Genomic DNA, 26,411 nt, shown 5'->3' on the forward strand with positions numbered 1-26,411 from the left:
AAATCTGGGGATAACAGCGATTGGAAGGTTATGTCTCTAATCCTCGTCCTCTTCATCTACCGCTTTCAGCGACTCGAGGAACTCGGCTGTGGCCCGGTCACGGTCACGTCCCTTCTCTTTAAGCCGCTCAATCGCAGGCATAATGAGAATATCCACTTCTTTCTGCACAATGTAGGCCAGATCATATTGATCCTGTTCCTCCAGATAACCACCGACCTGCATCAGGGCGTTGTAACGATCCAGCTCTTCACGTGTTAATAGTCCCCGGACCTGAACACTGCAATGTCTCATCCAAAAAACCGCCCTTTCTTCAGGACTAACGGAATACCACCAATGATGAACAGATAACGCAGATCAACCAGCTTCTTCAACTGAGCTGCTTTCCAGCCTTTGTATTTCTTGCCGCCTACAACGGCAATAGCTTCACCTTTACCCAATGAGGCAACCGTGCCTTTGCTCGTAAATACAAAAGGTTGTTGCTGTTTCTTGCGAATGGATGCCACGACGTTCTTGGCGCAGTTCACACCCTGCTGCATCGCAATCTGGGCTGTTGGTGGATAAGGCCGTCCTTCAGCGTTGAAGACAAGTGAATTATCACCAATGACATAGACATGCTCATGCCCTGGAGCACGCAAGTAGTCGTCTACTTTCACACGTCCTCGCATCACTTCAAGACCTGCCTGTTCAAGCAGTGAGTTACCGCGAATACCGCCGGTCCATACGACTGTAGCCGCATCGAGTTTTTCACCCTCACCCACAATAACCCCGTCCGGGAGACATTGCTTGATTGGAACACCAATTTTGAAAGTAACGCCCTTCTTCTTGAGCACATTCATCGCATGTTCTACCAGTTCCGGATCAAATCCAGGCAAGGCCGAAGGCGCTGCCTCTACATTATAGATGTGCACATGTTTTGGATTCACGTCGAACTCCTTGCACAGCTGTGGAATACGATCTGCAAGTTCAGCTACGAATTCAACACCACTGAAACCCGCTCCACCTACGACAAACCGAATACGATTTCGTTTATTATCGTTTTTGTACATCGCAAATTGATATTCGATGTGTTCTCGAATCAGTCTGACCGAGTTAATGCTGCGGATTGTCATGGCGTGATCGAGCATCCCCGGAATACCGAAGGTCTCAGGCTCACCGCCTAGTCCAATAATCAGATAATCATAGGATAACGTACCATCCTCCAGAATAATCTTCCGATCCTGCAGACGAATCTCCTTCACGGAAGACTTGACCAGATCAATCTTGAACTCATCAATCAGCTTGGAAATGGGCACTCTTGCATGCTCAATGGTATCCGTGCCGGCTGCCGGCATATGTAGATGTGTAGTAATATAATGATAATCATGCCGGTTCACCAATGTGACATCGGCCTCGTTATAGTTCAATTCCTTCTGCAGCCGCTGGGCTGTCAGAATCCCGCCATAGCCCGCGCCGAGGATGACGATTTTGGGAATACTGCTCATGTCTATACCCCTTCCGGTTTCACTTGCATCAGCCCGATCTTGGGTGAGATGCAAAATGCACATACTTACAAATATTGATGAGGTCTTGCCCATTATGACGACAAATGTTAACTTCGCGAATTTATTTAAACGTTTGCATCAAAATTGATCCGTTTGTATGCAAGTTATCGTTTTAAGTTGTGAAATTAACCACAAGATTCTACAAAACACGGGATCTCTCTTCTTATTACATATTGACTCTAAATTAGACAAAAAAACACATAGTACAGGTCAAGGATATCTGTATTTCAAGTAAAGATCAAGGTTTTTTTTGTTATTTTTCATAACCTTTCATTTCCAATTTCATCCTATTCTCATCTGATCTTCATCAATTATTCTCTGATTCGTGATGTAGCTAACTTTGCAACCCTGAGTACACCGTTTATAATAGGAAAGACAGTTCAGCACCCATGCCGGTTACGATCCGTAGCCTGCACATTCTTTCTGTTAACTACCTATTAAAATATGAAAGGTGTTGTTGATTCTTGACTGCACAAAATTCCAGTCATGATATGACTGATTTACTTATTATCGGTGGAGGCCCTGCGGGTCTGTTCGCCGCGTTTTATGGTGGGATGCGTCAGGCATCCGTTACACTGGTTGAAAGCATGCCACAGCTTGGCGGACAACTTGCCGCTCTTTACCCGGAGAAATACATCTATGATGTAGCCGGATTCCCGAAAGTAACAGCTCAGGAACTGGTGAATAACCTCGTTGAGCAAATGAATCATTTTAACCCGAACATCCGCCTTGAAGAAAAGGTTGTATCGGTGGAGAAAAAGGATGAACAACATTTCATCGTGAAGACGGATGAGAATGAATATCATGCCAAAGCCGTCATTATTACAGCTGGTGTAGGTGCATTCGAACCACGTCGCCTGGAGCTTGAAGGTGCTGCCAAGTTCGAGAAGAGCAACCTGCACTACTTCATCAGTGATCTGAATGCCTTCGCTGGCAAAAAGGTACTGATCAGTGGCGGCGGTGACTCCGCGGTAGACTGGGCACTCATGCTGGAGCCTATCGCTGAGCAAGTGACGCTGATCCATCGCCGGGACAAGTTCCGTGCGCATGAGCACAGTGTCGAAAACCTGATGAATTCCAAGGTAAATGTCGTTACACCGACCGAAATCACGGAACTTCACGGAGATGACACGATTACCAAAGTAACCCTTTCCCATGTTAAAACCAAAGAAACTCAGGAAATCGAAGTAGATGATGTGATCGTTAACTTCGGATTTGTCTCTTCTCTCGGACCAATTGCCGAGTGGGGAATCGAAATTGATAGTAACTCCATCGTTGTTGATTCCCGCATGGAAACATCCATTCCAGGAATCTTCGCTGCCGGTGATATCACAACATACCCGGGTAAACTGAAACTGATCGCTGTCGGATTCGGCGAAGCTCCAACAGCTGTCAACAATGCGAAGGTATACTTCGATCCGGATGCCAAGTTGTCCCCAGGACACAGCAGTAACATGAAACGCTAGTTTTGCTGAAATAACATATATTGATACAAAAAAGGGTATCTTACTCCTGAGTGAATCCATATCAGGAGGGATACCCTTGTCTTATATATGCCCGCTGTGTAACGGTCTGGTTGTACCGGAGCAGGCTTGCCCCCACTGCCTTCAGGGACTGTTAGAATGCGGCAAATTGGATGATTACACCGGACCATACAGCCCCTACGTATTCCAACCTTCCTCTGACACGGCAGACGAAGTCGAAAACGTTTGCAATCATGTGATGTACTGTCACCATTGTCAGACGAGCACGCCATGGCCTGTCTCACTATGGGACTTGTCCGGAAACCTGTAACATTGCCTGCAATGAGGATCTCTAGTGAAGAATGGCAGATACGTCGGTACCCAGTTTGCGCTTATGGATTTCTGCCAACAGCAGTGCGATGAAATCTCGTTCGAGATTCAACTCAATCGCTTTATGGTAGGAATCCAACAACATCTCATCGGATAACATAGCCATTTCCCGCCACAACCTTTCCTTTTTTTTCCTCAAAACTATCATATCAGAGATTCATATAGAGAACAAGCGTTCTTGTTATCCACAACGATATGTGGAAATCCTGTGCATAGTTTGTTGATAAATGGAAAATATATAGAGTAATCAACGTGTATAGTGTGGACAATATTTATGCACAGGAAGTTTGTACTACTGTCAGAACGTTTATCAGCGTATTTTTTTTGGAATAAATTCATAGTTTCAAGACTTGTTGCGAGTAAATTACCCGGTAATGTAAAATTTCAAACGGTTTTCATAACGTTTTCTTCTATATATTATCGGTTTTTCTTGGATTTTCTTGAGCTTTCCCATTCATTTTCTATTGGGGTCTGGTATTTACTTCCAAAATCCAGATCTTGCCTGAATAATCCAGTCCATAATCAAATCCAAGCTGACCTACACCAGGGAACTGACTTTCCATAATGTACGTACATGTCAGTGTAAGTGAACGCATCTCCCGGCGTTTGTGCCGACCGGATATATGTGGCAGGGATAAACCAAGAGCTCGCCTTCCTGATAACATGGTGCCACCCTTGCTCAGATTCGTCACACAGAGCCCGGGACGAGCGAGTCGTCCTACTAAAGAACGGAATACCCAGCCTCGTTCGGTTTTGACTACTTTGACTCTGTAATCAACAGGTCTCCCTTGAATCGTTGCCAGATGAATGCCTTGCTGGATCAAGTACCTGCGTCTAGCCTTTACACGCACCAGAGAGCGATACATCTGACTGAAACTGGCGAAAGAACGGGTCGTTTTCATATGGGTGTATCGATAAGCCCCACCGCTCGCCGATACCCGGATGACACCGTAACCTCCACCACCGACAATAGGTTTGACATACACCATTCCATAACGACTGAGCATTTGCAGCAGATTACCCGGGTTGAATGCCTTGGTCTGTGGGATATGGACAGCAGCTATCGGGTATTTCATCAGAGCCGCTGTCTTCCGCCATTTGCTTGCAAGTTGTCTCGACATGGGTTGATCTCCTTCCTTGAAACCATAGTCCTTCCTTATACATACTCAACAGAAGCCTTGCTTTCTTGGATGTCTGTCCACGGCAAAGGCCCCTTTTCCATGTAACCTGTCCCAGGGGTGATGGCGGAAACGGGAACAAGCGCCCGGTTTGCTTTTCAAACAAGTCAATCTGTCGTATGCTACTAAGGAATGGCTTGGAAGGGCTTAAATATGAGGATCTAAGGAGCGTTAAGAACAAATGGAAGCATTTTTCAAATCACTTTATGGCGTAGCCTATTTTGCAATGTCGATCGTTCTGGTAGCTGTTACGGTACTTCTCTTTGTCACAGGTATTCGACTGTTTATGCAAAAGCGTAATCGCGGCTTTGCCGTGAGTTGTCTTATATTTGCCTGTTTCATCGTCTTTATCATTGTTGTTATGTTAACTACGCCCTTCTCTGCCACACCGCCGGGTTCACCGGAAGCCATGGCTGCCCTTCTTCACTTTGGGTAGTTGAACTCTGTAGAAGGAGATGCTTATGACACGTACTAATGAAACCTTAGGAATTATTGATATCGGCTCGAACTCCATTCGTCTAGTTATATATGAACTGGATCAGGACGCAGCCTATCGCATCATTCATGAAGACAAATATGCCGCTCGTCTGAGCAGCGTTGTTGAGTCCGATGGAACCATTCTGCGCCATTCTCTGGATAAAGCCATTACCATCTTGCGTCAATTCAAAGCGACCTGTGAAGCGTATCAGACCAAACTGATTCGCGCAGCAGCTACCGCTGCCATTCGTAATGCAAGCAATGTTCTGGAGATTATTGAATGGCTGGAGACAGAGACGGGACTTACCATTGAATGTGTATCGGGAGATCGGGAGGCCTATTATGGGTTCCTTGGTGTCACTCAATCCATTGATCTGGCAGACGGTTACGTCGTGGATATTGGAGGTGGCAGCACAGAGATCACGGTCTTTCGGGATCGGAAAAGGTTACATAGCATCTCCCTCCCCATTGGTGCAGTGAATTCACATGCCCGTTACGGGGGCGAAGATCAGTGGACCGAGGTTAATGCACATGCATTATGCAACGAAGTCATTGAGGCTCTCCGTGGACAGGATTGGATTCGTGAGCATCCTGGTCTGCCACTCATCGGACTTGGCGGCACAATGCGTACACTCGCCAAAGTGGAACAAAAGCGTACCCAGTATTCTTTGCCTGTCAGCCATCATTATGAGATCAGTGAGGAAGCGATGGAGAACATCGCTCGCTCCTTGCCACATCTCACCTCAGCACAACGCAAAAAGGTACCTGGGCTCGCCAAAGATCGCGCAGACATCATTGTGCCTGGCGTACTGATCCTGCGAACAATCTTCCAGTTAATACAGGGAGATCGTTATGTGGTTAGTGGCGCGGGTCTACGAGACGGGTTATTGCGAGATTACATGGCTGGAGGTCAGCCGGTCGTTCCAGACGCGCTGAAGGACAGTATCCGCAACTTTATCCATTTTGGTCCGCCTATTCCAGAGAAACGTCTGCAACGGATTCATCAGGATATGGTCACCCTGTATACGGCATTACAAGGTACCCCTCCTGATCAAGCAGATGCCCGAATCCTGTATGCATCCTCCATGCTGCACATGGCAGGTAAGCAAATTAACTATTTCCGTTATACACAGCATTCGGCCTATTGGATTATGAATGCAAGCATCTATGGACTTTCTCATCGGGAGACCATTCTAAGTGCCAGTGCAGCTGATTATCATCCCAAAAAAAGAACGCCCCAGCTGCTGAATAAGCACCGGGACATTCTGAAAAACTCGGATGAGCGGCATGCTCATCGAATTGGCTCTCTGCTGCGCGTAGTCGAAGCCATTAATCGATCTGAGAGCATCGCTGCGATCAAAGCAACAAAAGAAAACGACTCGCTGCAGGTGCAATTCACCTGTACAGCTGAGCCGTTACTGGAACTTGATGGCCTGGAAGAGGCCGTCAAGGATCTGAAGGAAGCCTGGGGAGTTACGTTAACGCACTCCATTCAGCAGGCTTCCAAGGGATAATACCCATGGCCTCCGTCTGACTTCTCAGCGGGGGCTTTTCATTTTTTACAAATACATAATTGCCACCAGGCATAAGTTCTCTGGCTTTGACATTATCCATAAGCGACAGATTAAGAATATCCACCAGCATCTTTTTCAACTCTGGATCGAATACGGGACACATCAGTTCAATTCTTCGATTCAGGTTACGTGTCATCCAGTCTGCACTGGAGATGAATACATCGGGATTGCCGCTGTTTTCAAAATAAAACAACCGGGAATGCTCCAGGAAGCGATCCACAATGCTAATGACCCGAATGTTCTCACTGAGTCCCTCCACCCCTGGACGCAGACAACATACACCACGCACAATCAGATCGATCTGAACGCCGGCTTGAGAAGCCTCGTACAATTCATCAATCATTTCCTGATGGGATAAGGAGTTGATCTTGGCAATGATTCTGGAAGGTTTGCCTTTCAGCGCATGCTCTGTTTCTCTTCGAATCAGTGCAAACAGCTCATCCTTCATCCCATCTGGAGCTACGCGGAACGCCTGCAATGCCTTCGGACCGGAGTATCCGGTAATCTCATTGAACAATTCGGATGCATCTTCCCCAATAATCGGATTAGAGGTGAACAGTCCCACGTCCGTATACACTTTGGCTGTACTCTCATTATAGTTACCGGTTCCTACATGAACATAACGTCTTAAACCCTGCTGTTCCCTGCGTACGACAAGAATGATTTTGGCATGGGTCTTGAGTCCAACTAGTCCATAAACCACGTGACAACCGGCCTTCTCCAGCTTCCGAGCCCAAGCAATATTGCGCTCTTCATCAAACCGGGCTTTCAGTTCCACCACCACCGTGACCTGCTTACCACTTTCAGCGGCAAGTGCAAGTGCCGGAATAAGACGTGAGTCGCCATTGACCCGATATAATGTCATCTTGATGGCCAGAACTCTTGGATCTTCCGAAGCCTCCAATATAAAATCAGTGACTGGTTCAAACGATTCGTACGGATGATGCACCAGTACATCGCGTTTGCGCAACAGCTCAAAATGACTTTCTCTAGGCAGAAACTCAAGGGGGTAGACTGGCTTCACCGGACTGTATTTCAGATGTGAGAAACTTTCCAGACTATCCACGAATCCCGCCAGAAAACTCAGATCAAGTGGTCCATCAATTTCATATACCGGGTCCTGAATATCAAATTCATCCTGCAATTCTAATAAAGCATCCGGACGAAAATCCTTGCAGACTTCCAGTCGTACAGGAGCCCCGCGGCGTCTGCGGCGCAATTCTTTTTCAATAGCCTCAAGCAGATCTTCCGCTTCTTCTTCATTAATGAACAGATCCGCATTACGGGTGACTCGGAATTCCTGTGCAGCAAGTGAGATATATCCGCTGAAGAGCGTATGGATATGATGTTTGATAAGATCTTCAATCAGTATGAATGTTTTCTTTTTGCTATTCGCCCGAATGGGAGCCTGAACTACCCGCGGCAGATTGGAAGGTACCTGAACAATAGCCATAAACGGCTCGCCCTCTTGCTCCCCTTCCTTCTGTAACATCACGGACAGATAGACAGACTTGTTGTGTACCAGCGGGAACGGACGACTCTGGTCAATCGCCATCGGTGTGAGTACCGGAAAAATAATTTCATGAAAGTACTGGTCCATTGCGCGCTGCTGTGTCACATTAAGATCTGTATATTCCTGAATGTTCACGCCTTTCTTGGCGAGTATACGAATGAGTTCACGATACGTTTTATACTGTTCGGCGACCATGGTCCCGGTTCGTTTGATCAATCTGCGGTACAATCCCGAAGGCGTGTATCCTGTAAAATCTTTTTGCGTGAATCCGGCCTTGATCTTCTCTTTTGTCTCCGCCACCCTTACACTGACGAACTCGTCCAGATTACTAGCGACAATGCCGAGAAATCTCATGCGTTCCAGCAGAGGCGTTGTTGGATCCTGGGCCTCCTGAAGTACGCGCCGATTAAATTCAACCCAACTCAAATCACGATTAACGTAGTTACCTGTTTTGACGTCTCTATGCATGTATGGCCTCCGAATGTGTTGCATATCTATTCTTGGTTAGAAGTTCTCATATAATTGTACTATTCGTAATCAACATCAAGCGTCAGCGCAGTGTAAACGCTACGTAAAATTTATGTAAATGATACCTCATGGCCGCAACTTTTTCCATCCCTTTACAAAGGTCAATAGACAGAGTAAAGTGAAGTACAGTGTGATTTGGTCCGGTTGCTTGTTCTCATTCCAAATATAGTTGATTAAAGGAGTATATAATGAAATCCAACAAACCTAGAACATTACAAAAAAATATAGAGTTTTTCACGGCTGCACTATCCCAATGTATGGTAAGCGCGTGGCAGGAAGACCCGGCTGGTGTCTATTGCGAGGTCGGTTGTGGCATTGTGGAGCGGATCAGTGAAGACAGTGTGCGCATCCGAAACAATGACGGAACAAAGAGCCATTATGCACGAGATATCACGATGTTCCAAACTGAAAAATAATTTTGCTTAAATACGTAAAAAAGACTAGCTTTCCGAAACAAGGTGTTGTATACTCTTGCCACAAGGAAAGGAGGTGCGTCAACATTTCTAATGTCATGTTGAACGTGTCCCTTACCCGATCCACTAGCTCAAATTAAAAGAGTCTGGTGGAGGCGCGGGATACGGATCAATGTTTCAAAAAGCGCCACGGGTAGAAAAGCCGTCTTCGGACGGCTTTTTGTTTTCTCTTTTTCTGTAGAGAGGTTGAGAAAACACCCAAAATATTGGAAATGGACCCTTTAGTAGAGCAAACCAGGATGGCTATAATTAGGATGCAACTCAACCTAAATCCGAGGAGGCATCTTGTAATGTTCAAAAATGTAAGGGGTTTCAAGACATCCATCATGTTGGCTTTTGTTTTGTTATTCACCTCCATCATGTTGCCCGCAGGTCAGCATGCCAGCGCAGCACCAAGTTTCGCCAAAGGAGCCGACATCAGTTGGGTTCCCGGAATGGAAGCCCAGGGTTACAAATGGAAAGATAAAAACGGCGTACAGCGCGACATCATTGATATTTTGAAAAAAGACTATCAAATCAATTCCGTTCGCATTCGGGTATTCGTTAATCCTTCGAATGATTATGGGAACGGTTACATGAATAAGGATCGCGCGGCTGCACTCGCACAACGTGCCAAGAATGCTGGCATGAGTGTAATGCTTACCCTGCACTATAGCGATTCATGGGCAGACCCTGGTCAACAAACCAAACCAGCTGCCTGGAAAAACTACACGTTTCAACAGCTCATGGATGCGGTGTGGAACCACACACGTGATGTCATGACGGCGATGCAAAGCAAAGGCGTTACCCCGGACTGGGTACAGATCGGGAATGAAACAAGCAATGGTATGTTATGGGAAGATGGCAAAGCATCCACCAACATGAAAAACTATGCGTGGCTGGTGAACACAGGCCATAACGCAGTGAAGTCCCTGAGCAGCGGCACCAAAACCATTGTGCATCTGGCAGGTGGAGATGATAACGCCCTCTATGTATGGAATATTGGTGGTCTGATTAATAACGGAGCTAACTTTGACATGATTGCCATGTCCCTCTATCCTTCAGCTTCCGGCTGGAACACTGCTGTGACAAATACGGTAAACAACGCCAAGGATATGATTAACCGTTATGGTAAAGAGATCATCATCTCCGAAATTGGCATGGACAATAACCAGGCTGCAGCTGGTAAAAGTTTTGTTGCTGCGATGAAAAACCAAATCCGTAATCTGCCCAATGGCAAAGGTAAAGGTGTATTCTACTGGGAGCCTCAGGCTACACCAGGATACAACGGCGGCTACGGCAAAGGCGCATGGCAGTCCAATATGATGCCGACTGTTGTCATGGAAGGATTTATTGACTAGGTACGGTGGGTAGAAGTGAATTGGTGGGCAGCGTGGTGGGCGTTCCAGTGGCGGATCGTTCTTATGATCGCTGTTATCCCCAGATTTTTATGAATTCCCCTGATAAGGGGAAAATCCGGGGATAAAGGCGAACGCTCCGCTTCTTCAGAATCGATTCCGCCCCCTCCACTACCTTGCTGCTCCTGATCGGGCACTCCTAAAGCGTGTCGCAATCAATCGAGGAGGGGGGCATCACTCGGGCTGGAGACTGATGTTCTTTTGGCTTACATATGAATATAATAAGTTTATTGAGATAACACATAGGATCAACTTCTAATTGGAGAGGAGGCATATGGATGAGCTTTTTAAAAGGGTTCGGTCAGTTAGCTGGGGAAGTTACCGGAAAAGTGTTGGGCGGCAGTGTGAGGGTTGTTGGTGAAATCGCGGGTAGCCCCTTTATCAAAGAAATCGGGAACGGCGTAGAAAAAGCTACGATTAATACAGGCAAAACCGTTGGACAACTGGCTAGCGGGACATATGATCTTGCCAGTGGTGCAATTCGAAAAGATGATACCGCCATAGACGCGGGGCTTGCCGATATTGGAGGTGCCGTAACCAATACTGCAAAAGGTGTAGCGATATCAGCCAAGTATGTATATAACAGCGGTAAAGATGTTGTTGTGGGCATGAAAGAGGAAGATAAGGACCGAGTGAAGCTTGGTGCCAAGAATCTTTTAGCTGCTGCTGCGGTAACAACACTTGCTGTCGGCGTCATTGATGCAGTTGATGGGGCTGAAGGTGTAGATACGTAGGATTTAGATTAGATCACTAATAACACAACAACTGAACAAATACAGCCTAGCAGGGCAACCAAAATATGAAGACAACTAAATGAGATTTTTTCAAGTAAAATCCGTTGTCTCTTTTGAATTAAACACGAGTAGATAAACACTGTAACCACAACGGGCAGATATAAATGAAGATCCGGACCATCCGTGCTTGGTAATAGTTTATTAATATATCTACCTATCGTTTCGTTGACCATCATGAACCCATATATAATACCGATTATCGCTGAAACTGCAAACTGAAATAGTATCTGAACTACAGCATTCTTTACAAAGAATGGATCATGTTTGCGGTAACGGTCATTAACGATCATATATCTGTCGCCTCCTCGTTTTTCGATTACTCTTTTTGGTTACTATTTTTAGTTACTATTTTTGATTACTACTCCTGTATTTTACCATAACGTTGATCAGCCTTCCTTTTTAGTTTTTATCGACCTATCGCTCCCCAACAAACAAAAAATTGCCCTCTCCACCTCATTGGCAGAAAGGGCATTTATAACGATTCAGATACCTCTGTTCAGCTTACCTTAGCGAGTCTCGTAGCACGTATCGATGCGGCAGCGTATACGATAAGCGCTGTCCAGATGAGTGCGAAACCAACAAGCAGAACTGGCGAGACCGTTTCCTTGAACACAAACACACTCAGGATCAGCATGATTGTCGGCCCAATATACTGTACGAAGCCTAGTGTGGACAACGACATCCGAGCAGCCGCCCTTGCAAAGAACAGCAGCGGCAGCGCCGTCACCACACCGGAAAGCAGCAGTTCGAAGAACATCGGCGCAGGTAACGTCCATGCCGTTGCTTTTCCTACTATGGCTAAGTAGATCCAGTAGCCCAGTGCGACGGGTAGAACTACAGCTGTCTCCGAAAATAAACCCACAGAAGCGTCTTGCTTAATCTTTTTCTTAGCCAGACCGTACAAGCCAAATGACACGGCCAGCGAGATCGCTACCCATGGGAAACGTCCGTAGTCGATGGCGATGATAAGCACCGCGACACCAGCGATGGCAATCGCGAGCCACTGTCCACGGTTTGGCTTTTCATGAAGAAAGACAACCGCCAGTAACACGTTCAGCAACGGGTTCAAATAATAGCCCAGACTTGTCTCAACGACATGACCGTTGTTAACCGCCCAAATGAAGATAAGCCAGTTAATAGCAATTAGCAGCCCACTCGCGGTAAGGGACAGCAGGGTCGAACGACTGGCCAGAATGCGCTTCATGTCACTCCAACGACGTTGGACGGCAACGAAAATCCCCATAAAGACAAATGACCAGACAACCCGGTGCGATAAAATCTCACCTGCTGGTACATTTTCAAACAACTTCCAATACAGCGGGAGAACTCCCCACATGATATACGCAATGATCGCGTTGATTAATCCACTATTCATAACTGTATCCCCTCTTATTGCTCTGATATCTCAACGGATTATACGCCTCGATCCTCGTTTAAGTAAAGGGGGTAATAGGTCATACAGGAATCCATGCCTAGTTCAAATGACTTTTTCTTTGAGCAAAATTCCCCGTTTAGCGCTACCAAATTATACTTTGCGTTTTTTCTTTCTTACTCTCATGAAGAAGATAAAGATCGCCGCAAATACGACTACACCTACGATAAACAAATCAATATCTTGCTCAAACATAAACCACATTTTGTGTTCTACGTTTACTTGTTGTTTTGGTGGAAAGCCTTCCCCGAATAGTTCAGTTGCTTGATTAATATTGTTCATTTCGATGGTTGAACTGCACGGACTACTACTTAATTCACCATCCACTTCGCTAAAGTATATTAAGTATTTGTTACCTTCCTTGAAATCAAATCCCCATGTGAAGTTAGTTGCAATAATTAGTTGAGAGTCAACTTCAGTATTCCAACTCCTCTCAACTTCCACTAAAATATATCTAATTTTCTCTTTGGTCCCCGTAAATCCCTCTTGCTTCAAGTCGACCTTTACTTGCTTTACTTCACCATAAACAGCTCCATCATATATTTCTAACTGTTCTTGGGGACCTCCCGATTCGGCACATGACAAGGCTTTAACATCTTGTACATCAGAAATAAAAAACACGGTAGAGATAAAAAAAATCAACATGATTATACGAAGCTTCAGTTTATCCACCTTCTTCTCATAACATTAATTCGTACATCTTTATTGACCTCTTTAACAGGAAAAATGTTGCATTTCCCCTGGCCGTTAGGTGAATGAACAACGAAGCAACCAATCGGACACAGTTGGTTGCTCCATTTGTCTTTATTAAGTTACCATTCAAGACTAATCTAAAAGAAATAAAACTAAGATATTTTTCTTACAGCAAACCATAGCTCAACAAAATTCAGTCCATCTTTACCACCAGTAATTTCAAATTCCATTCCGTCGACCTGTTCATATCCTGTAGTAGGAAGCCATTCAGAAAAGAATCGTCTATGTATGGTAGCATCACATTTGATCCTATTTTGGTTACTTTCACTTTCCTCCAACATGAAACACGCCAATTACGGTTTCACCATCTTTGTCATACAGTGGAATATCCCATCCGTCTGGTGATCTGCTGTTCTGTATCGCAATAGCTTCTTCAGGTGTTTTTGGTTGCTCGCCATCCATGTCTTTTTTCAGCAGATATCCTTCTGTACCATCCACACCAGTAGCCAAGATTAAATCAGGTTCCGTTTCTGGAGAAGTCGCATATGCGGCAGAACCATATGTCTGTCCATTCTTATTTTTCGGATAAAGAGAAGTAATGTGAAATTGATTCATCGTATTTTTAACGTTTGTATATTGGGATAACCCTGAACCACTCGATACACTAATCATTAAAACCACAAATATCAATAGTATGACTCCTTTAGAATACATCTTCACAACTGTTCACTCCCTTATACTTTTGAACTCGCAGAAATTCCAATGAAGAGAAGATGGTTTTCACCCAATCACATTTCCTTCCCATCTTTAGAATAATATAACATAGATTCAAAGGAGTAGTTGGAAGTTGAACGATACTCATCTAACCTGTCTAACGTTATTGCAGAGCATCCCTCTTCGATAACATAAAAAAAACGGACACTGATCTGTTGAGATCGGCGTCCGTTTGTATGTTCCATATTATAATCTAAAAGTGTTACTTCACTTCGCCAACAACGGTAAAGCGCTCGTTTTTGTGTTGTGGATTTTCGATCTCATCAACCAAAGCAATCGCATAGTCTGCATAGCTGATGTAGCTGTTGCCTTCGCTATTCACGAGAATAACGTCGTTGCCTGCTTGATATTGGCCGGTGCGTACGCCTTCTGGATTAAAGAATCCAGCCGGGCTCAAGAATGTCCATTGAATACCTGAAGATGCTTGCAGATCCTGCAAGTTTTGGCCTTGGTTCGTTGCAGTTGCTTTATAAGCATCAGGGAATCCTGGGGATTCAAAGACACGCAATGTTTTGGACTCGTCTGTGAACAAGCTTCCTGCTCCACCCACAACGATCAGACGAGTGTTTGGTGCATCCTTCAGGATGTTGATCAACGCTTGTCCTACTTCCACATGAAGGTTTTCTTTACCCGCTGGTGCACCAAATGCATTTACAACCACATCGAATGCTTTAACATCTTCTGCTGTAAGATCGAATACATCTTTCTCCAGCGTATTCAGGCTTTTATCTTCCAATTTGGATGCATTACGAACGATTGCCGTTACTTTATGCCCTCTGTCTGCTGCTTCTTTCAAAATTACACTTCCTGCTTTGCCTGTTGCACCAATGATTGCAATGTTCATCATGATCTCTCCTTTAAATTATCGATATTGTTTATGTTTGAACTTTATATTGTAACTATAGTTGTTACAACTAGGTTTGTCAACTCTTCTCGCTCAGACAGTATTCTTATTAAAGGATACCCACAAACTGAACTCAATCTTCTAATTTATAAAGATATGAATAAAATCACTTCGATATTTTTCCTGTTTTATCCATTTACAGACTATGAAAAAGAGCGTAGTTATAGAGTTTTCCACATACAACTATAAAAATGACATTTTAATCTGGAATAGATAACCTTAGATTATATGAAAAAAATGACACATATTTTACAATATTTTTCCATCATATATATGTTACATTATATATGTGGGATGGGATATAAAAGAAAAAAAAGTAAATATAAGGAGGTTTAATTGATTTTATAATTTAAGTTTACTCTTTTGCATTTGTTTGTAATCAGAGATAACTCTATTTCATCTCACTCGGTGATTTTACTCATTTTAGCGAATTATAATCTATTCAAAAAAAAGGAGAGTTTAGCCATGTTAAAAAAATTCATCGCAACATCCGTAGTTGCATCGATGTTAATCCCTGTTTCTGGAGTCTTTGCTTCTGAAGATGTTAGTAATACAGTAATCCAACCTACACAGGCAACATCTATCACTCAAGAATTACCTAATTCAGATGTATCCATACTGGCTCTATCTTCATACTATAGAGTGAATGACTATTCTAATTTTAGAAAAACACCTTCACCAACTGGAGTAAATATTGGTTCGCATGTTTACGGAGATGTAGTTTATGGCGGAACGGAAAGTGTTGTTGCAGAAGGGATGACATACCTCTATGTCTATAGTTACAAATATCAAGCCTGGGGATGGATTCAGAATTATTATCTCGACAAAATCGTGCAGCCATAATTCAAATGAAGTTAATTAGCTAAAGAATATTTTGGAGAACAACATATTAACTAATGTAAAGTACTGATTGCAACTTACAACTTCAATCAGTACTTTTTTTGTTTCAGCGATACTTACATATTGTTATAGAAAACAGGACTGAAATTAGAAAAACCTTGAGTGGTTGTTTTAATCTATATCATTCGAATTTCTATGTACATTAGAAAAATAGTGGTGATTTCCGCCTGAGAGTGGAACCCTTCCTTTTTTCGGACCATAAAAGAAAGACCTCCACAACGTAATTAGTACGAGACTAATACGTCATAGAGGTCGTGATTCACAACCCTGAAATGGCATTTCAAGGATTGATAACGTTCATCTTCCCGGGTTGTTAACCTACCGAAATATCTGCGCAATTCACAATCTGCACTGGTAAGGCTACCGTTACATGCTTGCGTCCGTTATCCGTTACCGAATGCGCTCAAACCCGCGCCAGTTTAACAATCTTTATCAGGTACGCCCGCGTCTTCCTTCGTACGGAAAGAAGATCCACAACCACAAGTGGCTACCGCGTTCGGATTATGGATAGTGAAACCACCCGTCATACCGGACTCTTCAAAATCAATTTCAAGTCCATCCAGGTATTTCAGGTTTTCCTTCTCGACTACAACCTTCATGCTCTGAATATCCATATACAAGTCCTCATCGGACTCTTTATCGTCAAAGCCCATGGCGTACGAAAATCCGGTGCAACCGCCCGGTGCTACGCCAAGACGCAGGAACATACCAGGTGTCTCTTGCTGTGCAAGCATCTCTTTCAATCTGTCAGCAGCCGTTTCGCTGATGTTAATCATGCCAGGTCACTCTCCTTTTTCATATAAAATCATGTTCAAAAGGGCGCTTTTCAGTACCAAGAAGATGGGATGAAGATAGAAATGGAGTAGCGGAGCGTAGGCAAAACTACGTAGCAACGGACATTTCGGCTGAATCCCATATTCGACGCTGAGATGCCTCTAGGCATCCTTCGTAATCAAAAGCGTACTTTTTGAACAACCTTTCATTAACTCTTCTTTAAATTATACTCCACCCCGTCAAGGGTCTCAAGTCATGTTTGCCTCTTTCCGCGTTCCCCCTCTACTCCTTTTTCTTCCCAGTGTATTGAACCCCCGCGACACGAGGTTTATAATGAATAGGTGGTCGCACTGAAATGTCGATATTTTGTCATGACTTATTCAGGTGACGATCATATATAGAGTTGTAATTTTTTTCACATTTCGAGACTGTCCGCAGTCCCCAATGCATATAGAGTCACAGGACTCACTTTAATGAAAAAATTAGCTTTACGTACGCAGCACACGCTGCACCGGGTAAATAAGAGTTAGTCCATATAAGAAGGCGGCAGTTGACCGCATCTTTGCTATGTAGTTCTGTATACAGATCCTACACACAACTCAAATCCGGTTAAGAACAGGAGGAAACAGTATGTCTACATTGGTAACACCGTTCACAGACAAAAGAATGGCTGAAATCGTTGAGAAAGTGCAGAACGGCGTAAGGCTGAACGTAGAAGACGGCGTATATCTGTATGAAACAGATGATCTGCTGACTTTGGGCCAGCTGGCCAATGAGGCCAACTTGCGGAAAAATGGTAAGAAAGTATATTTCATCGAAAACATGAGTCTTTATTTTACGAACGTATGCGAAGCCCACTGCGCTTTTTGTAATTTCCGTAAAGACCAGGGTGAAGAAGGCTCCTATACATTATCTGGTCAGGAAATGATCGATTATGTAGAACAGCATATTCATCCGGGCGTGCGTGAGTTCCATATTGTAGGCGGACATAATAACCATGTTCCTTTTCAGTATTATGTCGATTCCCTGCGTGCTTTAAACGAGAAATATCCGGATGTTACACTGAAAGCTTACACGGCAGCCGAGATTGATTTCTTCACCCGCATCAGCGGACTCAGTATTAAGGAAGTTCTGCAAGAGCTGCAAAAAGCAGGTCTGAAAACATTGACTGGTGGCGGCGCTGAGATTCTGTCGGATGAATATCGCAAAAAAATGCGTGTAGACAAAGCGAACGTGGATCGTTATCTTGAGGTGCACCGTACTGCTCATAACCTGGGCATGCGTACACATACTACGATGTTGTATGGATCGATTGAATCCTATGAGGACCGGGTCAACCATATGGTGCAGATCCGTGAATTGCAAGACGAGACCAACGGATTCATGGTCTTTATCCCGCTTTCCATGCAGCCAAAAAGTAAAAACGCGAGCATTATGCGTCGTAACTCGGCTTATGAGGATCTCAAAACGATTGCGATCAGCCGTCTGATGCTGGATAACATCGATCATATCAAAGCATACTTCATTAATATCGGTCCACAGCTAGCTCAAGTTGCCCTTGGATTCGGTGCTTCGGATGCACACGGCACAATCGTTCGCGAACGGATTAGTCATGCGGCAGGTGCACTCACTCCTGAAGGCCTTACACGTAAAGAGCTCATATGGCTCATTAAGGGTGCAGGACGTATTCCGGTAGAACGTGATACGTTCTACAATGAAATTCAAGTGTACGAATAGGATATAACTCCATCACAACCAATATTGTACCAGCACCACTCCAGAACGCAGCTTTCATTATAGGGAGACGTTTGAATTCGAGTGGTGCGAACTGCTGAATAATATCTTCAATTTTTAACGTCTACTTTTTAATTATTCAAAACCAAACAAAAGGAGCAGCTATGTTATTGCATAGCTGCTCCACAGTTTACAGCCCCATTTCAGTGGGACTGATGCAGAAAGGAAGCCGAGTCATGAAAAATTTCGTCATTCTTGGAGGCGGTTATGGCGGCCTCACCATCATCAAGGAACTTCTGGAGGGTAAAATTCCATCCGATACACAAATTATTTTGGTGGACCGCAGCCCCTTTCAGGGATTAAAGACCGAATATTACGCACTCGCAGCAGGAACCGTATCTGATTATGACCTGCGTATCCAATTTCCAGTGAGCGATAAAGTCACTTACCGTTATGGAGAAGTTACTTCGATTGACCTGGAACAGCGTCAGATTGAATTTGAAGGCCAAGACCCGCTCGTGTATGACAAACTTGTCATTGGACTTGGTTGTACGGACCGTTTCCACAATACACCAGGTGCCGAAGACTATAGCTGTACCATTCAGAGCTTTAGCAAAACACGCGAGACCTACCTTCGCCTTAATGAAGTCAAAGCCTATGGTAATGTGCATATCGTAGGCGGTGGATTAAGTGGGGTCGAGATGGCAGCCGAACTTCGTGAGAGCAGACCGGATCTAAACATCAGCATTTTGGATCGTGGTGAACGTGTATTATCCGCTTTCCCGCAACGTCTATCCGTGTATGTGCATGAATGGTTCAACGAACATCAGGTAGAGACACGCGGGCATATCGCCATTTCACGTGTTGAACCTAATGCTATCTATAACCGGGATGAACAGATTCTAACGGATGCTGTCGTGTGGACTGCAGGCATTCAGCCCGTAAAAGTGGTACAGGATCTGGACGTGACCAAAGACCCTCAAGGACGTGTCGTCCTGAATGAATACTACCAAATCCCGGAATATACCGATGTGTATGTCGTTGGTGACTGTGCCAGTGTACCTTATGCACCTAGCGGTCAAGCTGCGGAAGTACAGGGTGAGCAGATCGCCCATATTCAGCATGCCCTCTGGAAAGGCGAAAAGCCCAATCCACATCCACTCAAGCTTCGTGGCACACTGGGTGCACTCGGCAAGAAGTCTGGGTTTGGGCTGATGGGCAAAACGTCCATGATGGGACGTGTACCTCGTATTTTGAAAAGTGGTGTGCTCTGGATGTCCAAGCGCCATCTCGGTTAGTCGAGATCGAGCTCGTCCCAGACATCGGCTTCGGCAATTTTGGCCAGAATGGCGTTATATAGATCTTCCACTTTGTCCGTGATGACAACTTCACCATTCACCAGTGCAAATGGAGTCATGGAACATTGGCCGCAGTTGGTGAGGCAGCCGTATTCAATCACGTCATAGTCTGGATTTTCTTCCAGTTGATCCATGACTTCATCTGTGCCAAAATGCATATTATTGGCACAAAATTCAATAATCGGTCTCATTTAGGTTCACCTGCTTTGTTTGACCATTTTAATTTGTGGCCATTTGTAATATAATATAGGAAGGAAAGGAGTTGAACAATATGAGCGAAAACGCACAAAGCACCATGTATGATGAGGTATCTGATGTGCTTGATAAACTTCGTCCGTTCCTGCAGCGCGATGGCGGTGACGTGGAACTGGTCGACGTGGAGGACGGCATCATTAAGCTGAAACTGGTCGGTGCCTGCGGCAGTTGCCCAAGCTCCACCATTACCTTAAAAGCCGGGATTGAACGTGCCCTTCTCGAAGAAGTAGAGGGTGTACAAGAAGTCGTACAAGTATTCTAATCAATCCTTCACGAAATAAACCTCAAGAGCCTTTCGCTTCGCATGAAGCGGAGGGCTCTTTTTTTGTGTGCATATGCAGAGAGTCCATTTCATCTGTCCCTTTGACGGGTTTCCACGTACAATCCTTCAATTCACCTTTTAAGTATCATCGCGCTGTATGGTTGGACGAATCGGATCAAGTCCTCCAGATACATCCATAATGTTGCCTGTTATAAAATCGGAATGATCCAGGCACAGATACGTAATCACTCGTGCAATATCTTCACCGCTGCCTGGTCGCCCTCTTGGCGTTTCGACATCGGTGATGCCTGCCATTTCATCAATCGTTTTCTCTTTGTTCGCACCACGAATGTCACCTGGACATACCATGTTAACCGTAATTCCATACGGGGCTTCTTCAACCGCGAGTGTCTTTGTAAAAGATACCAGACCCACCTTGGCAGCCGCATATACGGCGCGATGAGGCCAAGATCTTGCTTCTCCAGCATGACTGAAGCCAAAATGGATAATGCGTCCCCATTGCTTGCGTCTCATCTCTGGCAATACACGCTGATCCAGTACCATCGGTCCCAACAGATTTCCCTGCACAAGCATCTGGACCTCAGCTTCAGAATAATCCGCAAATAATCGTCGTTCACGGACAAATGGACCCGCGTTATTCACCAAAATATCAATGCTGCCCAGGTTGCCTTCCACCTGCTCAACCAATGAAGAGATATCTTCCACCTTGGATATATCAGCCTGGATGGCAATGCACCGCACACCCTTGGCTATAATCTGAGCCTTTAAAGCCTCAGCTTCTGTTCTACTGTGTACATAGTTAAGGGCAATATGACACCCTTGATCTGCCAGACTGAGGGCCGTCATTTTACCAAGACCTTTGGCACTTCCCGTTATGAGGGCAATCTTTCCCTTCACGTTCATCCCCCTCTTCAAAGAGCAGTCACTATCCAGTATAAAAGATTTATCGTCCTCCTACAACTCACTTATCCACAAGGGATTATCCACCTTTAATTCCAAATATATCTTGATCGAAATCAAACACCTATGGTACTGTCGAGGATATAACCCGAAAGGACCTCTACATGAATGAATAACAAAAGATGGATATCATTTCTTACACTTTTAATGTTGAGTTTGTTCACAGTCTCTAGTGCCTTACAGGTATCAGCCGCATATGAGACTGAACAAGCACCTGATGAGTATGATTGGATTACTGGACCAGCATCTGTCTCTCTGGACGGTAAGGCCACCCTGGAAGTCCCTGAGAGCCATTCCTATCTGGATAAGGCCAATACCCAACGCTCGATACTTAACAGCGATGGGAAGCCTAATGGGAATGAAATCGGAAGCCTAACCAGCAATAGTGAATTCGGCTCGTGGTATGTTGTGTTTGAGTACGTGAAAACAGGTCATATCCATGATGACGATCAGAATTTGAGTGCCGAAGAACTATTAAGCAGTTATATCCGAGGCACAGAAGAAGATAACAGAGAACTTGATCCTGAATATAGAACGTACATAACGGGGTGGGAAATCGAACCGGCATATGACAGTACCAAACATCAGTTGGTTTACTCCCTTGGTTTCAAGAACGCTGATCAGCAAGCCATGGTCAATTACAATGTAAAGCTCCTGACGCGTGAAGGGTACATTACAGCCATTCTGGTTACAGATACGGCTAACTTTCAACAGAGCCGCCAGGCATTCGAGGAAACTGTCCTTAATCAAATTAGTATCAATGCAGGATATACCTACGAGGAGTACAATGCTTCGACTGACAAAACATCCACCATAGGGCTCAACAGTCTTCTGATGGGCGGGATCGGGTACACGGCTTCCCAGAAATTCAGTGCTCTTCTTTTGCTCAAAAAAGGATGGGCTTTGATCCTGGTTGTCCTTCTTGGGCTAATCGGTTGGATCAGATACAAGATCAAAAGCTCACACGCAGAAGAAGAAACACTCTCTCCCTCCGAGAGGACGTACCTGCAAGAAGCAGATGAGCAGCAGTATGCTGATCAGAATGAATTATCCTATTACCGCCAATCTGGACATCACTCTAGCGCTGATAAACCGGAAAAACTCTGACTTAAGTTGATCCCCACGTCAGCACCCACTTAGGAAACATAAAATAAGCCGTATATCTCTTCTGGAGAGATATACGGCTTATTGTTAATAGCTTCACATCATATCATACATATTGTGAATTATTCAGTTGCAGGTTCAACTGCACCTTTATAACGTTCTTTGATGAATGTTTTCACTTCTTCGGAGTGCAAAGCAGCAGCCAGTTTTTGGATTGCATCTGCATCCTTGTTGTCCTCACGGGAAACGAGGATGTTTGCGTATGGGTTACCTTGCAGATCTTCGATCAGCAAAGCATCATTAGCCGGATTCAGGTTCGCTTCAAGCGCATAGTTAGCGTTGATGAATACCAGATCCGCTTCATCCAATTGACGAGGCATCATGGCTGCATCCAGCTCGATGATATCCAGGTTCTTCGGATTGGCTGTGATATCTTGAATCGTAGATGAAATATTTGTGTTGTCTTTCAGCGTAATAATACCTTCCTTCGCGAGCAGCAACAGTGCACGTCCACCATTGGATGGGTCATTTGGAATTGCTACTTTTGCGCCGTCAGCCAATTCATCCAAAGACTTAATCTTCTTGGAGTATCCACCAAAAGGTTCAACATGAACAGGTGTTACAGAAACGAGGTTGAATCCACGTTCTTTATTCTCTGTGTCCAGGTAAGGCTGATGCTGGAAGAAGTTTGCATCCAATTTTTTGTCAGCAAGTTGCTGGTTAGGTTGTACATAGTCATTAAATGTAACGACTTGCAAACGAATACCTTGTGCTTCCAGTTCAGGCTTGATGCTTTCCAGAATCTCTGCATGTGGTGTAGGTGAAGCTCCAACTTTCAATTCAACCGTGCGTGGTGCACCTGCTGAATTGTCTGCGCCGCTATCCGAGTCCTTGTTGTTTCCGCAAGCTGCGAGAACCGCAATCAACATAAGACTAAGTAAAGCAAAAGACCATTTTTTCATGTGTAAAACCCCTTCTCTAATCATTTTTCATGTGGCATCCGCATAAATGCATATCCATCATGTTATCTATGTGTTATTTCCTGGTGAAAAATGTAACCAAGCGATCTCCAGCCATCTGGAGAATTTGCACTAGAATGATCATCGACACTACGGATATAATCATGATTTCATTTTGATAACGATAATACCCATAGTTGATTGCCAGCGTTCCCAGTCCTCCACCACCAACCATGCCCGCCATCGCCGTGTAAGAGACAAGCGTAACAATGGTAATGGTAATCCCAGCAACCAAACCAGGTAATGCTTCAGGCAGTAATACCCGTCTTACAATCTGTCCGGTCGATGCACCCATCGACTGTGCCGCTTCAATGACACCCCGATCAACTTCTCGCAACGTCGTCTCCACCAATCGAGCAAAGTAAGGAGCTGCTGAAATAACTAATGGTGGTATAACCCCTAACACACCTGTAGCAGTACCGACGAGTGAACGAGTGAATGGAATAAGAGCAACAATTAATATGATAAATGGGACTGAGCGCAAAATATTCACAATCAAGGACAATATAATGTACACCGTCCGTGATTTGATCGAAGCAGATCGGGCTGTCATGAACAGCAGAACTCCGAGCGGCAAACCAAAGATAACGGTAAATAAGCCTGATACACCCAAAATTTGCAGTGTCTCAATGGAGGCTTTACCAACCTCTTCCCAGCGAACTGTTGAAAAATCCATCTAACGAAGCACCTCCACATCAAGTCCCTCAGCGGTTAGTTCTGATATCGTCCGATCAATCGCATTTGAATCACCCTCGAACCGAACGGTCAGCTGTCCATAAGGAACCTGTTTAATCGTAGAGATCGTTCCTTGCAGGATGGCAAAATCCACTCCCGTTTTACGTACCGTTCTGGACAAAATCGCTTCATATGTTTTGTTACCCAGAAAAGATATCTTCACAAGTTTGGAAGCAACACCTGCCTGCAATTCAACGCCTGCATTCGCCAGAGCGGTCTCTTCCAGAGCAAGTCCAGCTTCATGGTCACGCATCATGAAGTCCCGCGTAATCGCATGTTGCGGCTTCAGGAACACATCTGTTACAGGTCCCTGTTCCACAATGCCACCTTGATGAATGACAGCCACCTTGTCACAGATGTTCTGAATGACATGCATCTCATGTGTAATCAGTACAATCGTGAGGTTGTACTTTTCATTAATGTCGAGTAATAACTTCAGGATTGAATTTGTCGTCTGCGGATCAAGTGCTGAAGTAGCCTCATCACAGAGAAGTACATTCGGATCACTTGCAAGTGCTCTCGCAATCCCTACACGTTGTTTCTGGCCACCTGATAATTGAGCCGGATATTTGCTGCTATGGTGCTCCAGACCAACCAGTGCCAGCATTTCCTTCACTTTGCGATCAATGGCTTCCTTGGGTGTATTCACAAGCTTTAATGGAAAAGCTACATTGTCATATACCGTTGCCGAGGATAACAGATTAAAGTGTTGAAAAATCATCCCGATTTTGCGTCTCTGTTGCTGCAATTCGGTTTTGCTCAGTTCAGTCAGGTTGATTCCGTCAACCCATACTTCACCCTCCGTAGGCCGTTCCAGCAAATTAATACAGCGAATCAATGTGCTTTTGCCCGCTCCGGAATGGCCAATCACTCCGTAGATTTCGCCCTTTTGGATGCTTAAATTCAGCTCGGACAACGCTGTTGTAGATTTTGCCCCTTTGCCGTACGTTTTCGTTAAACCTTTTAATTCAATCAATCGCACTTGCCCCTTTCCAACCACCTACATGTATCTTTACCCGATCTAAAGGAAAACTCCCCTTAAAGTACAAAAAAAGAGCCCTTTGCAGATACAAAGAGGGCTCTTTACGTGAAAGAATATACCTTCTCATCTGCCAAAATCGTGTCTCGCACCATTTTGTAGGAATTAGCACCTAACATCTATAACGAATGATACATGTATCATGTCGTTACAAATCGGTTGCCGGGCTTCATCGGGCCTGTCCCTCCGCCGCTCTCGATAAGAAATATGTTGTTGTAGGATTTTATAAGTTCATGTAGTTTATGCTTTATAATGTGAACGTAACTTTTGAAATATCAGTTCAATCTTTGTCACTGTAACATTCTAATTGAAACTCAGTATATTCCAAGTATTCCGATTTGTCAAAGGGAATTATTTCTTTTCCATATTTTGTTGATATAACTATAAGAGGCTGTTAACGTTTCACAGACCATATCCACGCCCTGACGCATTTCCTGCACATGCTGATTCAGATCCTCCAATTTCACTTTACCTTGCAGGGTCTGATGTAACTGCCACAGGTCATCGTGCATTTCTGAGTTCATGTAGTGAATTTCCATATTACGTCGTTTGCGCAGCTTGCTCATCGGTTCACGATAAGAGTCCTTGATCTGTATTAATTGCAACGCAAGATCATGATGCTCCCTCGCATAATCGAACTGCCTTAATACCGTAAAATAAGAAAAATGCGCTTTGGTATTGGAAGTATTCAGCTGGAATATTTCATTTAATACCGTGCCCACTTTATCCAGAATGGCAAAGCAGCGGATAAAGCCATCTTTGTAGAAATACACATATCGGGCATACTCGGCTTTTTCAGTCGGCGTCATATCGTCCGTTGAACCTGCAACGACCTTTTTGCGAAAATGAGCAGCAGCGAAACAGCTTTGCTCCAGTTCATCCAGTGAGGAGATGAGTCCCTGCGTCCACACATACAGCTTCCGATAGTCATGCGTGGGATCATGGTCCACATGCATTTGTCGCTGAAATAACTCAAGCGTAAGTGCCATTGCATCCATCGCTGCCTTCAATTTACCTTCGTTTATACGTGGTTTTTCCCCCAACAACGTTCGCAGCATATCTAACCTCCTCTTTTCCAAATCAACAAGAATTCATCACCGTAAACGTAACACATCATCC

General features: G+C 44.5%; 29 protein-coding genes and 1 riboswitch. Of the genes, 12 read left to right on the forward strand and 17 right to left on the reverse strand.

The annotated features are described in order from the left end of the window. Nucleotides 1-36 precede the first annotated feature (36 nt). Nucleotides 37-291, reverse strand: a complete 255-nt coding sequence (locus tag NST33_RS25610; protein WP_017692433.1) for a hypothetical protein — start codon at nt 289-291, stop codon at nt 37-39. Then, on the reverse strand, nt 288-1,481 hold the full coding sequence (locus NST33_RS25615) for an NAD(P)/FAD-dependent oxidoreductase (RefSeq protein ID WP_221821021.1): 1,194 nt from the start codon (nt 1,479-1,481) through the stop codon (nt 288-290). The genes NST33_RS25610 and NST33_RS25615 overlap by 4 nt, the downstream gene beginning before the upstream one ends. A gap of 524 nt (nt 1,482-2,005) precedes the next feature. Between NST33_RS25615 and NST33_RS25620 the strand changes: the two genes are divergently transcribed. Together NST33_RS25620 and NST33_RS25625 are read left to right on the forward strand one after the other, a co-directional pair. Next, nucleotides 2,006-3,007: an NAD(P)/FAD-dependent oxidoreductase gene (locus NST33_RS25620; RefSeq protein ID WP_036673343.1), complete on the forward strand. Its 1,002-nt coding sequence runs from the start codon at nt 2,006-2,008 to the stop codon at nt 3,005-3,007. A 76-nt stretch (nt 3,008-3,083) separates the two neighbouring features. After that, nucleotides 3,084-3,335 carry a hypothetical protein gene (locus NST33_RS25625; protein ID WP_074096361.1) on the forward strand — a complete coding sequence of 84 codons (252 nt, stop codon included), beginning with the start codon at nt 3,084-3,086 and terminating at the stop codon, nt 3,333-3,335. Nucleotides 3,336-3,356: 21 nt separating this feature from the next. Here the strand turns inward: NST33_RS25625 and NST33_RS25630 are convergent, their stop codons facing one another. Together NST33_RS25630 and NST33_RS25635 are read right to left on the reverse strand one after the other, a co-directional pair. Then, on the reverse strand, nt 3,357-3,500 hold the full coding sequence (locus NST33_RS25630; RefSeq protein WP_017692430.1) for a sporulation histidine kinase inhibitor Sda: 144 nt from the start codon (nt 3,498-3,500) through the stop codon (nt 3,357-3,359). A gap of 355 nt (nt 3,501-3,855) precedes the next feature. Next, the gene (locus NST33_RS25635) at nt 3,856-4,515 is read right to left on the reverse strand and encodes a YheC/YheD family protein (RefSeq protein WP_221821022.1); all 660 of its coding nucleotides are present in this window, start codon (nt 4,513-4,515) and stop codon (nt 3,856-3,858) included. A gap of 238 nt (nt 4,516-4,753) precedes the next feature. Here NST33_RS25635 and NST33_RS25640 point away from each other — a divergent pair, with 238 nt between their 5' ends. Both NST33_RS25640 and NST33_RS25645 read left to right on the forward strand, forming a co-directional pair. Next, complete coding sequence (locus NST33_RS25640) at nt 4,754-5,008, forward strand: hypothetical protein (RefSeq protein WP_017692428.1); 255 nt, start codon at nt 4,754-4,756, stop codon at nt 5,006-5,008. A gap of 25 nt (nt 5,009-5,033) precedes the next feature. Then, a complete protein-coding gene (locus tag NST33_RS25645) occupies nt 5,034-6,563 on the forward strand; it encodes a Ppx/GppA phosphatase family protein (RefSeq protein ID WP_221821023.1) in 1,530 nt (509 codons plus the stop codon). Here NST33_RS25645 and ppk1 read toward each other — a convergent pair. Continuing rightward, nucleotides 6,523-8,604, reverse strand: a complete 2,082-nt coding sequence (gene ppk1, locus NST33_RS25650; RefSeq protein WP_221821024.1) for a polyphosphate kinase 1 — start codon at nt 8,602-8,604, stop codon at nt 6,523-6,525. The genes NST33_RS25645 and ppk1 overlap by 41 nt on opposite strands. 248 nt (nt 8,605-8,852) lie before the next feature. Between ppk1 and NST33_RS25655 the strand changes: the two genes are divergently transcribed. The 3 genes from NST33_RS25655 to NST33_RS25665 all read left to right on the forward strand — a co-directional run bounded on the left by NST33_RS25655 (nt 8,853) and on the right by NST33_RS25665 (nt 11,268). Further along, nucleotides 8,853-9,080: a hypothetical protein gene (locus NST33_RS25655; protein ID WP_017692425.1), complete on the forward strand. Its 228-nt coding sequence runs from the start codon at nt 8,853-8,855 to the stop codon at nt 9,078-9,080. Between the two features lie 383 nt (nt 9,081-9,463). Then, nucleotides 9,464-10,477: an arabinogalactan endo-1,4-beta-galactosidase gene (locus NST33_RS25660; RefSeq protein ID WP_260632744.1), complete on the forward strand. Its 1,014-nt coding sequence runs from the start codon at nt 9,464-9,466 to the stop codon at nt 10,475-10,477. Nucleotides 10,478-10,812: 335 nt separating this feature from the next. After that, a complete protein-coding gene (locus NST33_RS25665; RefSeq protein ID WP_221823564.1) occupies nt 10,813-11,268 on the forward strand; it encodes a hypothetical protein in 456 nt (151 codons plus the stop codon). An 8-nt stretch (nt 11,269-11,276) separates the two neighbouring features. Here the strand turns inward: NST33_RS25665 and NST33_RS25670 are convergent, their stop codons facing one another. The 5 genes from NST33_RS25670 to NST33_RS25690 all read right to left on the reverse strand — a co-directional run bounded on the left by NST33_RS25670 (nt 11,277) and on the right by NST33_RS25690 (nt 15,071). Next, nucleotides 11,277-11,618, reverse strand: a complete 342-nt coding sequence (locus tag NST33_RS25670; protein WP_339305561.1) for a hypothetical protein — start codon at nt 11,616-11,618, stop codon at nt 11,277-11,279. 206 nt (nt 11,619-11,824) lie between these two features. Further along, nucleotides 11,825-12,703 carry an EamA family transporter RarD gene (rarD, locus tag NST33_RS25675; RefSeq protein ID WP_339305563.1) on the reverse strand — a complete coding sequence of 293 codons (879 nt, stop codon included), beginning with the start codon at nt 12,701-12,703 and terminating at the stop codon, nt 11,825-11,827. Nucleotides 12,704-12,853: 150 nt separating this feature from the next. Continuing rightward, the gene (locus NST33_RS25680) at nt 12,854-13,432 is read right to left on the reverse strand and encodes a hypothetical protein (protein WP_339305565.1); all 579 of its coding nucleotides are present in this window, start codon (nt 13,430-13,432) and stop codon (nt 12,854-12,856) included. Between the two features lie 345 nt (nt 13,433-13,777). Then, the gene (locus NST33_RS25685; RefSeq protein WP_221823570.1) at nt 13,778-14,143 is read right to left on the reverse strand and encodes a hypothetical protein; all 366 of its coding nucleotides are present in this window, start codon (nt 14,141-14,143) and stop codon (nt 13,778-13,780) included. 286 nt (nt 14,144-14,429) lie between these two features. Next, on the reverse strand, nt 14,430-15,071 hold the full coding sequence (locus NST33_RS25690) for an NAD(P)-dependent oxidoreductase (RefSeq protein ID WP_339185451.1): 642 nt from the start codon (nt 15,069-15,071) through the stop codon (nt 14,430-14,432). A 525-nt stretch (nt 15,072-15,596) separates the two neighbouring features. Here NST33_RS25690 and NST33_RS25695 point away from each other — a divergent pair. Continuing rightward, nucleotides 15,597-15,974 carry a hypothetical protein gene (locus tag NST33_RS25695; protein ID WP_221823572.1) on the forward strand — a complete coding sequence of 126 codons (378 nt, stop codon included), beginning with the start codon at nt 15,597-15,599 and terminating at the stop codon, nt 15,972-15,974. A gap of 476 nt (nt 15,975-16,450) precedes the next feature. Here the strand turns inward: NST33_RS25695 and NST33_RS25700 are convergent, their stop codons facing one another. Next, nucleotides 16,451-16,807: an iron-sulfur cluster assembly accessory protein gene (locus NST33_RS25700; protein WP_036605753.1), complete on the reverse strand. Its 357-nt coding sequence runs from the start codon at nt 16,805-16,807 to the stop codon at nt 16,451-16,453. A gap of 628 nt (nt 16,808-17,435) precedes the next feature. Between NST33_RS25700 and mqnE the strand changes: the two genes are divergently transcribed. Together mqnE and NST33_RS25710 are read left to right on the forward strand one after the other, a co-directional pair. Continuing rightward, complete coding sequence (mqnE, locus tag NST33_RS25705) at nt 17,436-18,542, forward strand: aminofutalosine synthase MqnE (protein WP_047841294.1); 1,107 nt, start codon at nt 17,436-17,438, stop codon at nt 18,540-18,542. A gap of 233 nt (nt 18,543-18,775) precedes the next feature. Continuing rightward, nucleotides 18,776-19,837 (forward strand): NAD(P)/FAD-dependent oxidoreductase, encoded by a 1,062-nt coding sequence (locus tag NST33_RS25710; RefSeq protein ID WP_036673332.1) that lies wholly within the window; start codon nt 18,776-18,778, stop codon nt 19,835-19,837. Here the strand turns inward: NST33_RS25710 and NST33_RS25715 are convergent. Next, nucleotides 19,834-20,088, reverse strand: coding sequence for a YuzB family protein (locus NST33_RS25715; RefSeq protein WP_036605750.1), 255 nt, complete (start codon nt 20,086-20,088; stop codon nt 19,834-19,836). The two genes, NST33_RS25710 and NST33_RS25715, sit on opposite strands and share 4 nt — an antisense overlap. 80 nt (nt 20,089-20,168) lie before the next feature. Between NST33_RS25715 and NST33_RS25720 the strand changes: the two genes are divergently transcribed. Beyond that, a complete protein-coding gene (locus NST33_RS25720; protein WP_053783253.1) occupies nt 20,169-20,414 on the forward strand; it encodes a NifU family protein in 246 nt (81 codons plus the stop codon). Between the two features lie 138 nt (nt 20,415-20,552). Here the strand turns inward: NST33_RS25720 and NST33_RS25725 are convergent, their stop codons facing one another. Further along, nucleotides 20,553-21,332, reverse strand: a complete 780-nt coding sequence (locus NST33_RS25725; protein WP_339305568.1) for an SDR family oxidoreductase — start codon at nt 21,330-21,332, stop codon at nt 20,553-20,555. 210 nt (nt 21,333-21,542) lie between these two features. Here NST33_RS25725 and NST33_RS25730 point away from each other — a divergent pair, with 210 nt between their 5' ends. Continuing rightward, on the forward strand, nt 21,543-22,502 hold the full coding sequence (locus NST33_RS25730; RefSeq protein ID WP_339305570.1) for a DUF2167 domain-containing protein: 960 nt from the start codon (nt 21,543-21,545) through the stop codon (nt 22,500-22,502). Nucleotides 22,503-22,621: 119 nt separating this feature from the next. Here the strand turns inward: NST33_RS25730 and NST33_RS25735 are convergent, their stop codons facing one another. The 4 genes from NST33_RS25735 to NST33_RS25750 all read right to left on the reverse strand — a co-directional run bounded on the left by NST33_RS25735 (nt 22,622) and on the right by NST33_RS25750 (nt 26,350). Then, on the reverse strand, nt 22,622-23,461 hold the full coding sequence (locus NST33_RS25735; RefSeq protein ID WP_339179139.1) for a MetQ/NlpA family ABC transporter substrate-binding protein: 840 nt from the start codon (nt 23,459-23,461) through the stop codon (nt 22,622-22,624). Nucleotides 23,462-23,534: 73 nt separating this feature from the next. Beyond that, the gene (locus tag NST33_RS25740; RefSeq protein WP_047841298.1) at nt 23,535-24,194 is read right to left on the reverse strand and encodes a methionine ABC transporter permease; all 660 of its coding nucleotides are present in this window, start codon (nt 24,192-24,194) and stop codon (nt 23,535-23,537) included. Then, nucleotides 24,195-25,229, reverse strand: coding sequence for a methionine ABC transporter ATP-binding protein (locus NST33_RS25745; RefSeq protein WP_339305573.1), 1,035 nt, complete (start codon nt 25,227-25,229; stop codon nt 24,195-24,197). Between the two features lie 126 nt (nt 25,230-25,355). Further along, nucleotides 25,356-25,497, reverse strand: a riboswitch (SAM riboswitch). Nucleotides 25,498-25,633: 136 nt separating this feature from the next. Beyond that, nucleotides 25,634-26,350 (reverse strand): Cthe_2314 family HEPN domain-containing protein, encoded by a 717-nt coding sequence (locus tag NST33_RS25750; protein WP_237178542.1) that lies wholly within the window; start codon nt 26,348-26,350, stop codon nt 25,634-25,636. Nucleotides 26,351-26,411: the final 61 nt, after the last annotated feature.

Origin of the sequence: Paenibacillus sp. FSL L8-0435, assembly GCF_037965655.1 — a bacterium.
Lineage (GTDB): Bacteria > Bacillota > Bacilli > Paenibacillales > Paenibacillaceae > Paenibacillus.

Excerpts from the sequence above, each read along its gene's own strand:
- NST33_RS25690 (WP_339185451.1), bottom strand. The coding sequence starts at position 15,071 with ATGAACATTGCAATCATTGGTGCAACAGGCAAAGCAGGAAGTGTAATT.
- NST33_RS25640 (WP_017692428.1), top strand. The coding sequence starts at position 4,754 with ATGGAAGCATTTTTCAAATCACTTTATGGCGTAGCCTATTTTGCAATG.
- NST33_RS25610 (WP_017692433.1), bottom strand. The coding sequence starts at position 291 with ATGAGACATTGCAGTGTTCAGGTCCGGGGACTATTAACACGTGAAGAG.
- rarD (WP_339305563.1), bottom strand. The coding sequence starts at position 12,703 with ATGAATAGTGGATTAATCAACGCGATCATTGCGTATATCATGTGGGGA.
- NST33_RS25715 (WP_036605750.1), bottom strand. The coding sequence starts at position 20,088 with ATGAGACCGATTATTGAATTTTGTGCCAATAATATGCATTTTGGCACA.
- NST33_RS25670 (WP_339305561.1), bottom strand. The coding sequence starts at position 11,618 with ATGATCGTTAATGACCGTTACCGCAAACATGATCCATTCTTTGTAAAG.
- NST33_RS25630 (WP_017692430.1), bottom strand. The coding sequence starts at position 3,500 with ATGGCTATGTTATCCGATGAGATGTTGTTGGATTCCTACCATAAAGCG.
- NST33_RS25710 (WP_036673332.1), top strand. The coding sequence starts at position 18,776 with ATGAAAAATTTCGTCATTCTTGGAGGCGGTTATGGCGGCCTCACCATC.
- NST33_RS25660 (WP_260632744.1), top strand. The coding sequence starts at position 9,464 with ATGTTGGCTTTTGTTTTGTTATTCACCTCCATCATGTTGCCCGCAGGT.
- NST33_RS25635 (WP_221821022.1), bottom strand. The coding sequence starts at position 4,515 with ATGTCGAGACAACTTGCAAGCAAATGGCGGAAGACAGCGGCTCTGATG.
- NST33_RS25700 (WP_036605753.1), bottom strand. The coding sequence starts at position 16,807 with ATGATTAACATCAGCGAAACGGCTGCTGACAGATTGAAAGAGATGCTT.
- mqnE (WP_047841294.1), top strand. The coding sequence starts at position 17,436 with ATGTCTACATTGGTAACACCGTTCACAGACAAAAGAATGGCTGAAATC.
- NST33_RS25720 (WP_053783253.1), top strand. The coding sequence starts at position 20,169 with ATGAGCGAAAACGCACAAAGCACCATGTATGATGAGGTATCTGATGTG.
- NST33_RS25735 (WP_339179139.1), bottom strand. The coding sequence starts at position 23,461 with ATGAAAAAATGGTCTTTTGCTTTACTTAGTCTTATGTTGATTGCGGTT.
- NST33_RS25615 (WP_221821021.1), bottom strand. The coding sequence starts at position 1,481 with ATGAGCAGTATTCCCAAAATCGTCATCCTCGGCGCGGGCTATGGCGGG.
- ppk1 (WP_221821024.1), bottom strand. The coding sequence starts at position 8,604 with ATGCATAGAGACGTCAAAACAGGTAACTACGTTAATCGTGATTTGAGT.
- NST33_RS25665 (WP_221823564.1), top strand. The coding sequence starts at position 10,813 with ATGAGCTTTTTAAAAGGGTTCGGTCAGTTAGCTGGGGAAGTTACCGGA.
- NST33_RS25655 (WP_017692425.1), top strand. The coding sequence starts at position 8,853 with ATGAAATCCAACAAACCTAGAACATTACAAAAAAATATAGAGTTTTTC.
- NST33_RS25750 (WP_237178542.1), bottom strand. The coding sequence starts at position 26,350 with ATGCTGCGAACGTTGTTGGGGGAAAAACCACGTATAAACGAAGGTAAA.
- NST33_RS25740 (WP_047841298.1), bottom strand. The coding sequence starts at position 24,194 with ATGGATTTTTCAACAGTTCGCTGGGAAGAGGTTGGTAAAGCCTCCATT.
- NST33_RS25695 (WP_221823572.1), top strand. The coding sequence starts at position 15,597 with ATGTTAAAAAAATTCATCGCAACATCCGTAGTTGCATCGATGTTAATC.
- NST33_RS25730 (WP_339305570.1), top strand. The coding sequence starts at position 21,543 with ATGTTGAGTTTGTTCACAGTCTCTAGTGCCTTACAGGTATCAGCCGCA.
- NST33_RS25645 (WP_221821023.1), top strand. The coding sequence starts at position 5,034 with ATGACACGTACTAATGAAACCTTAGGAATTATTGATATCGGCTCGAAC.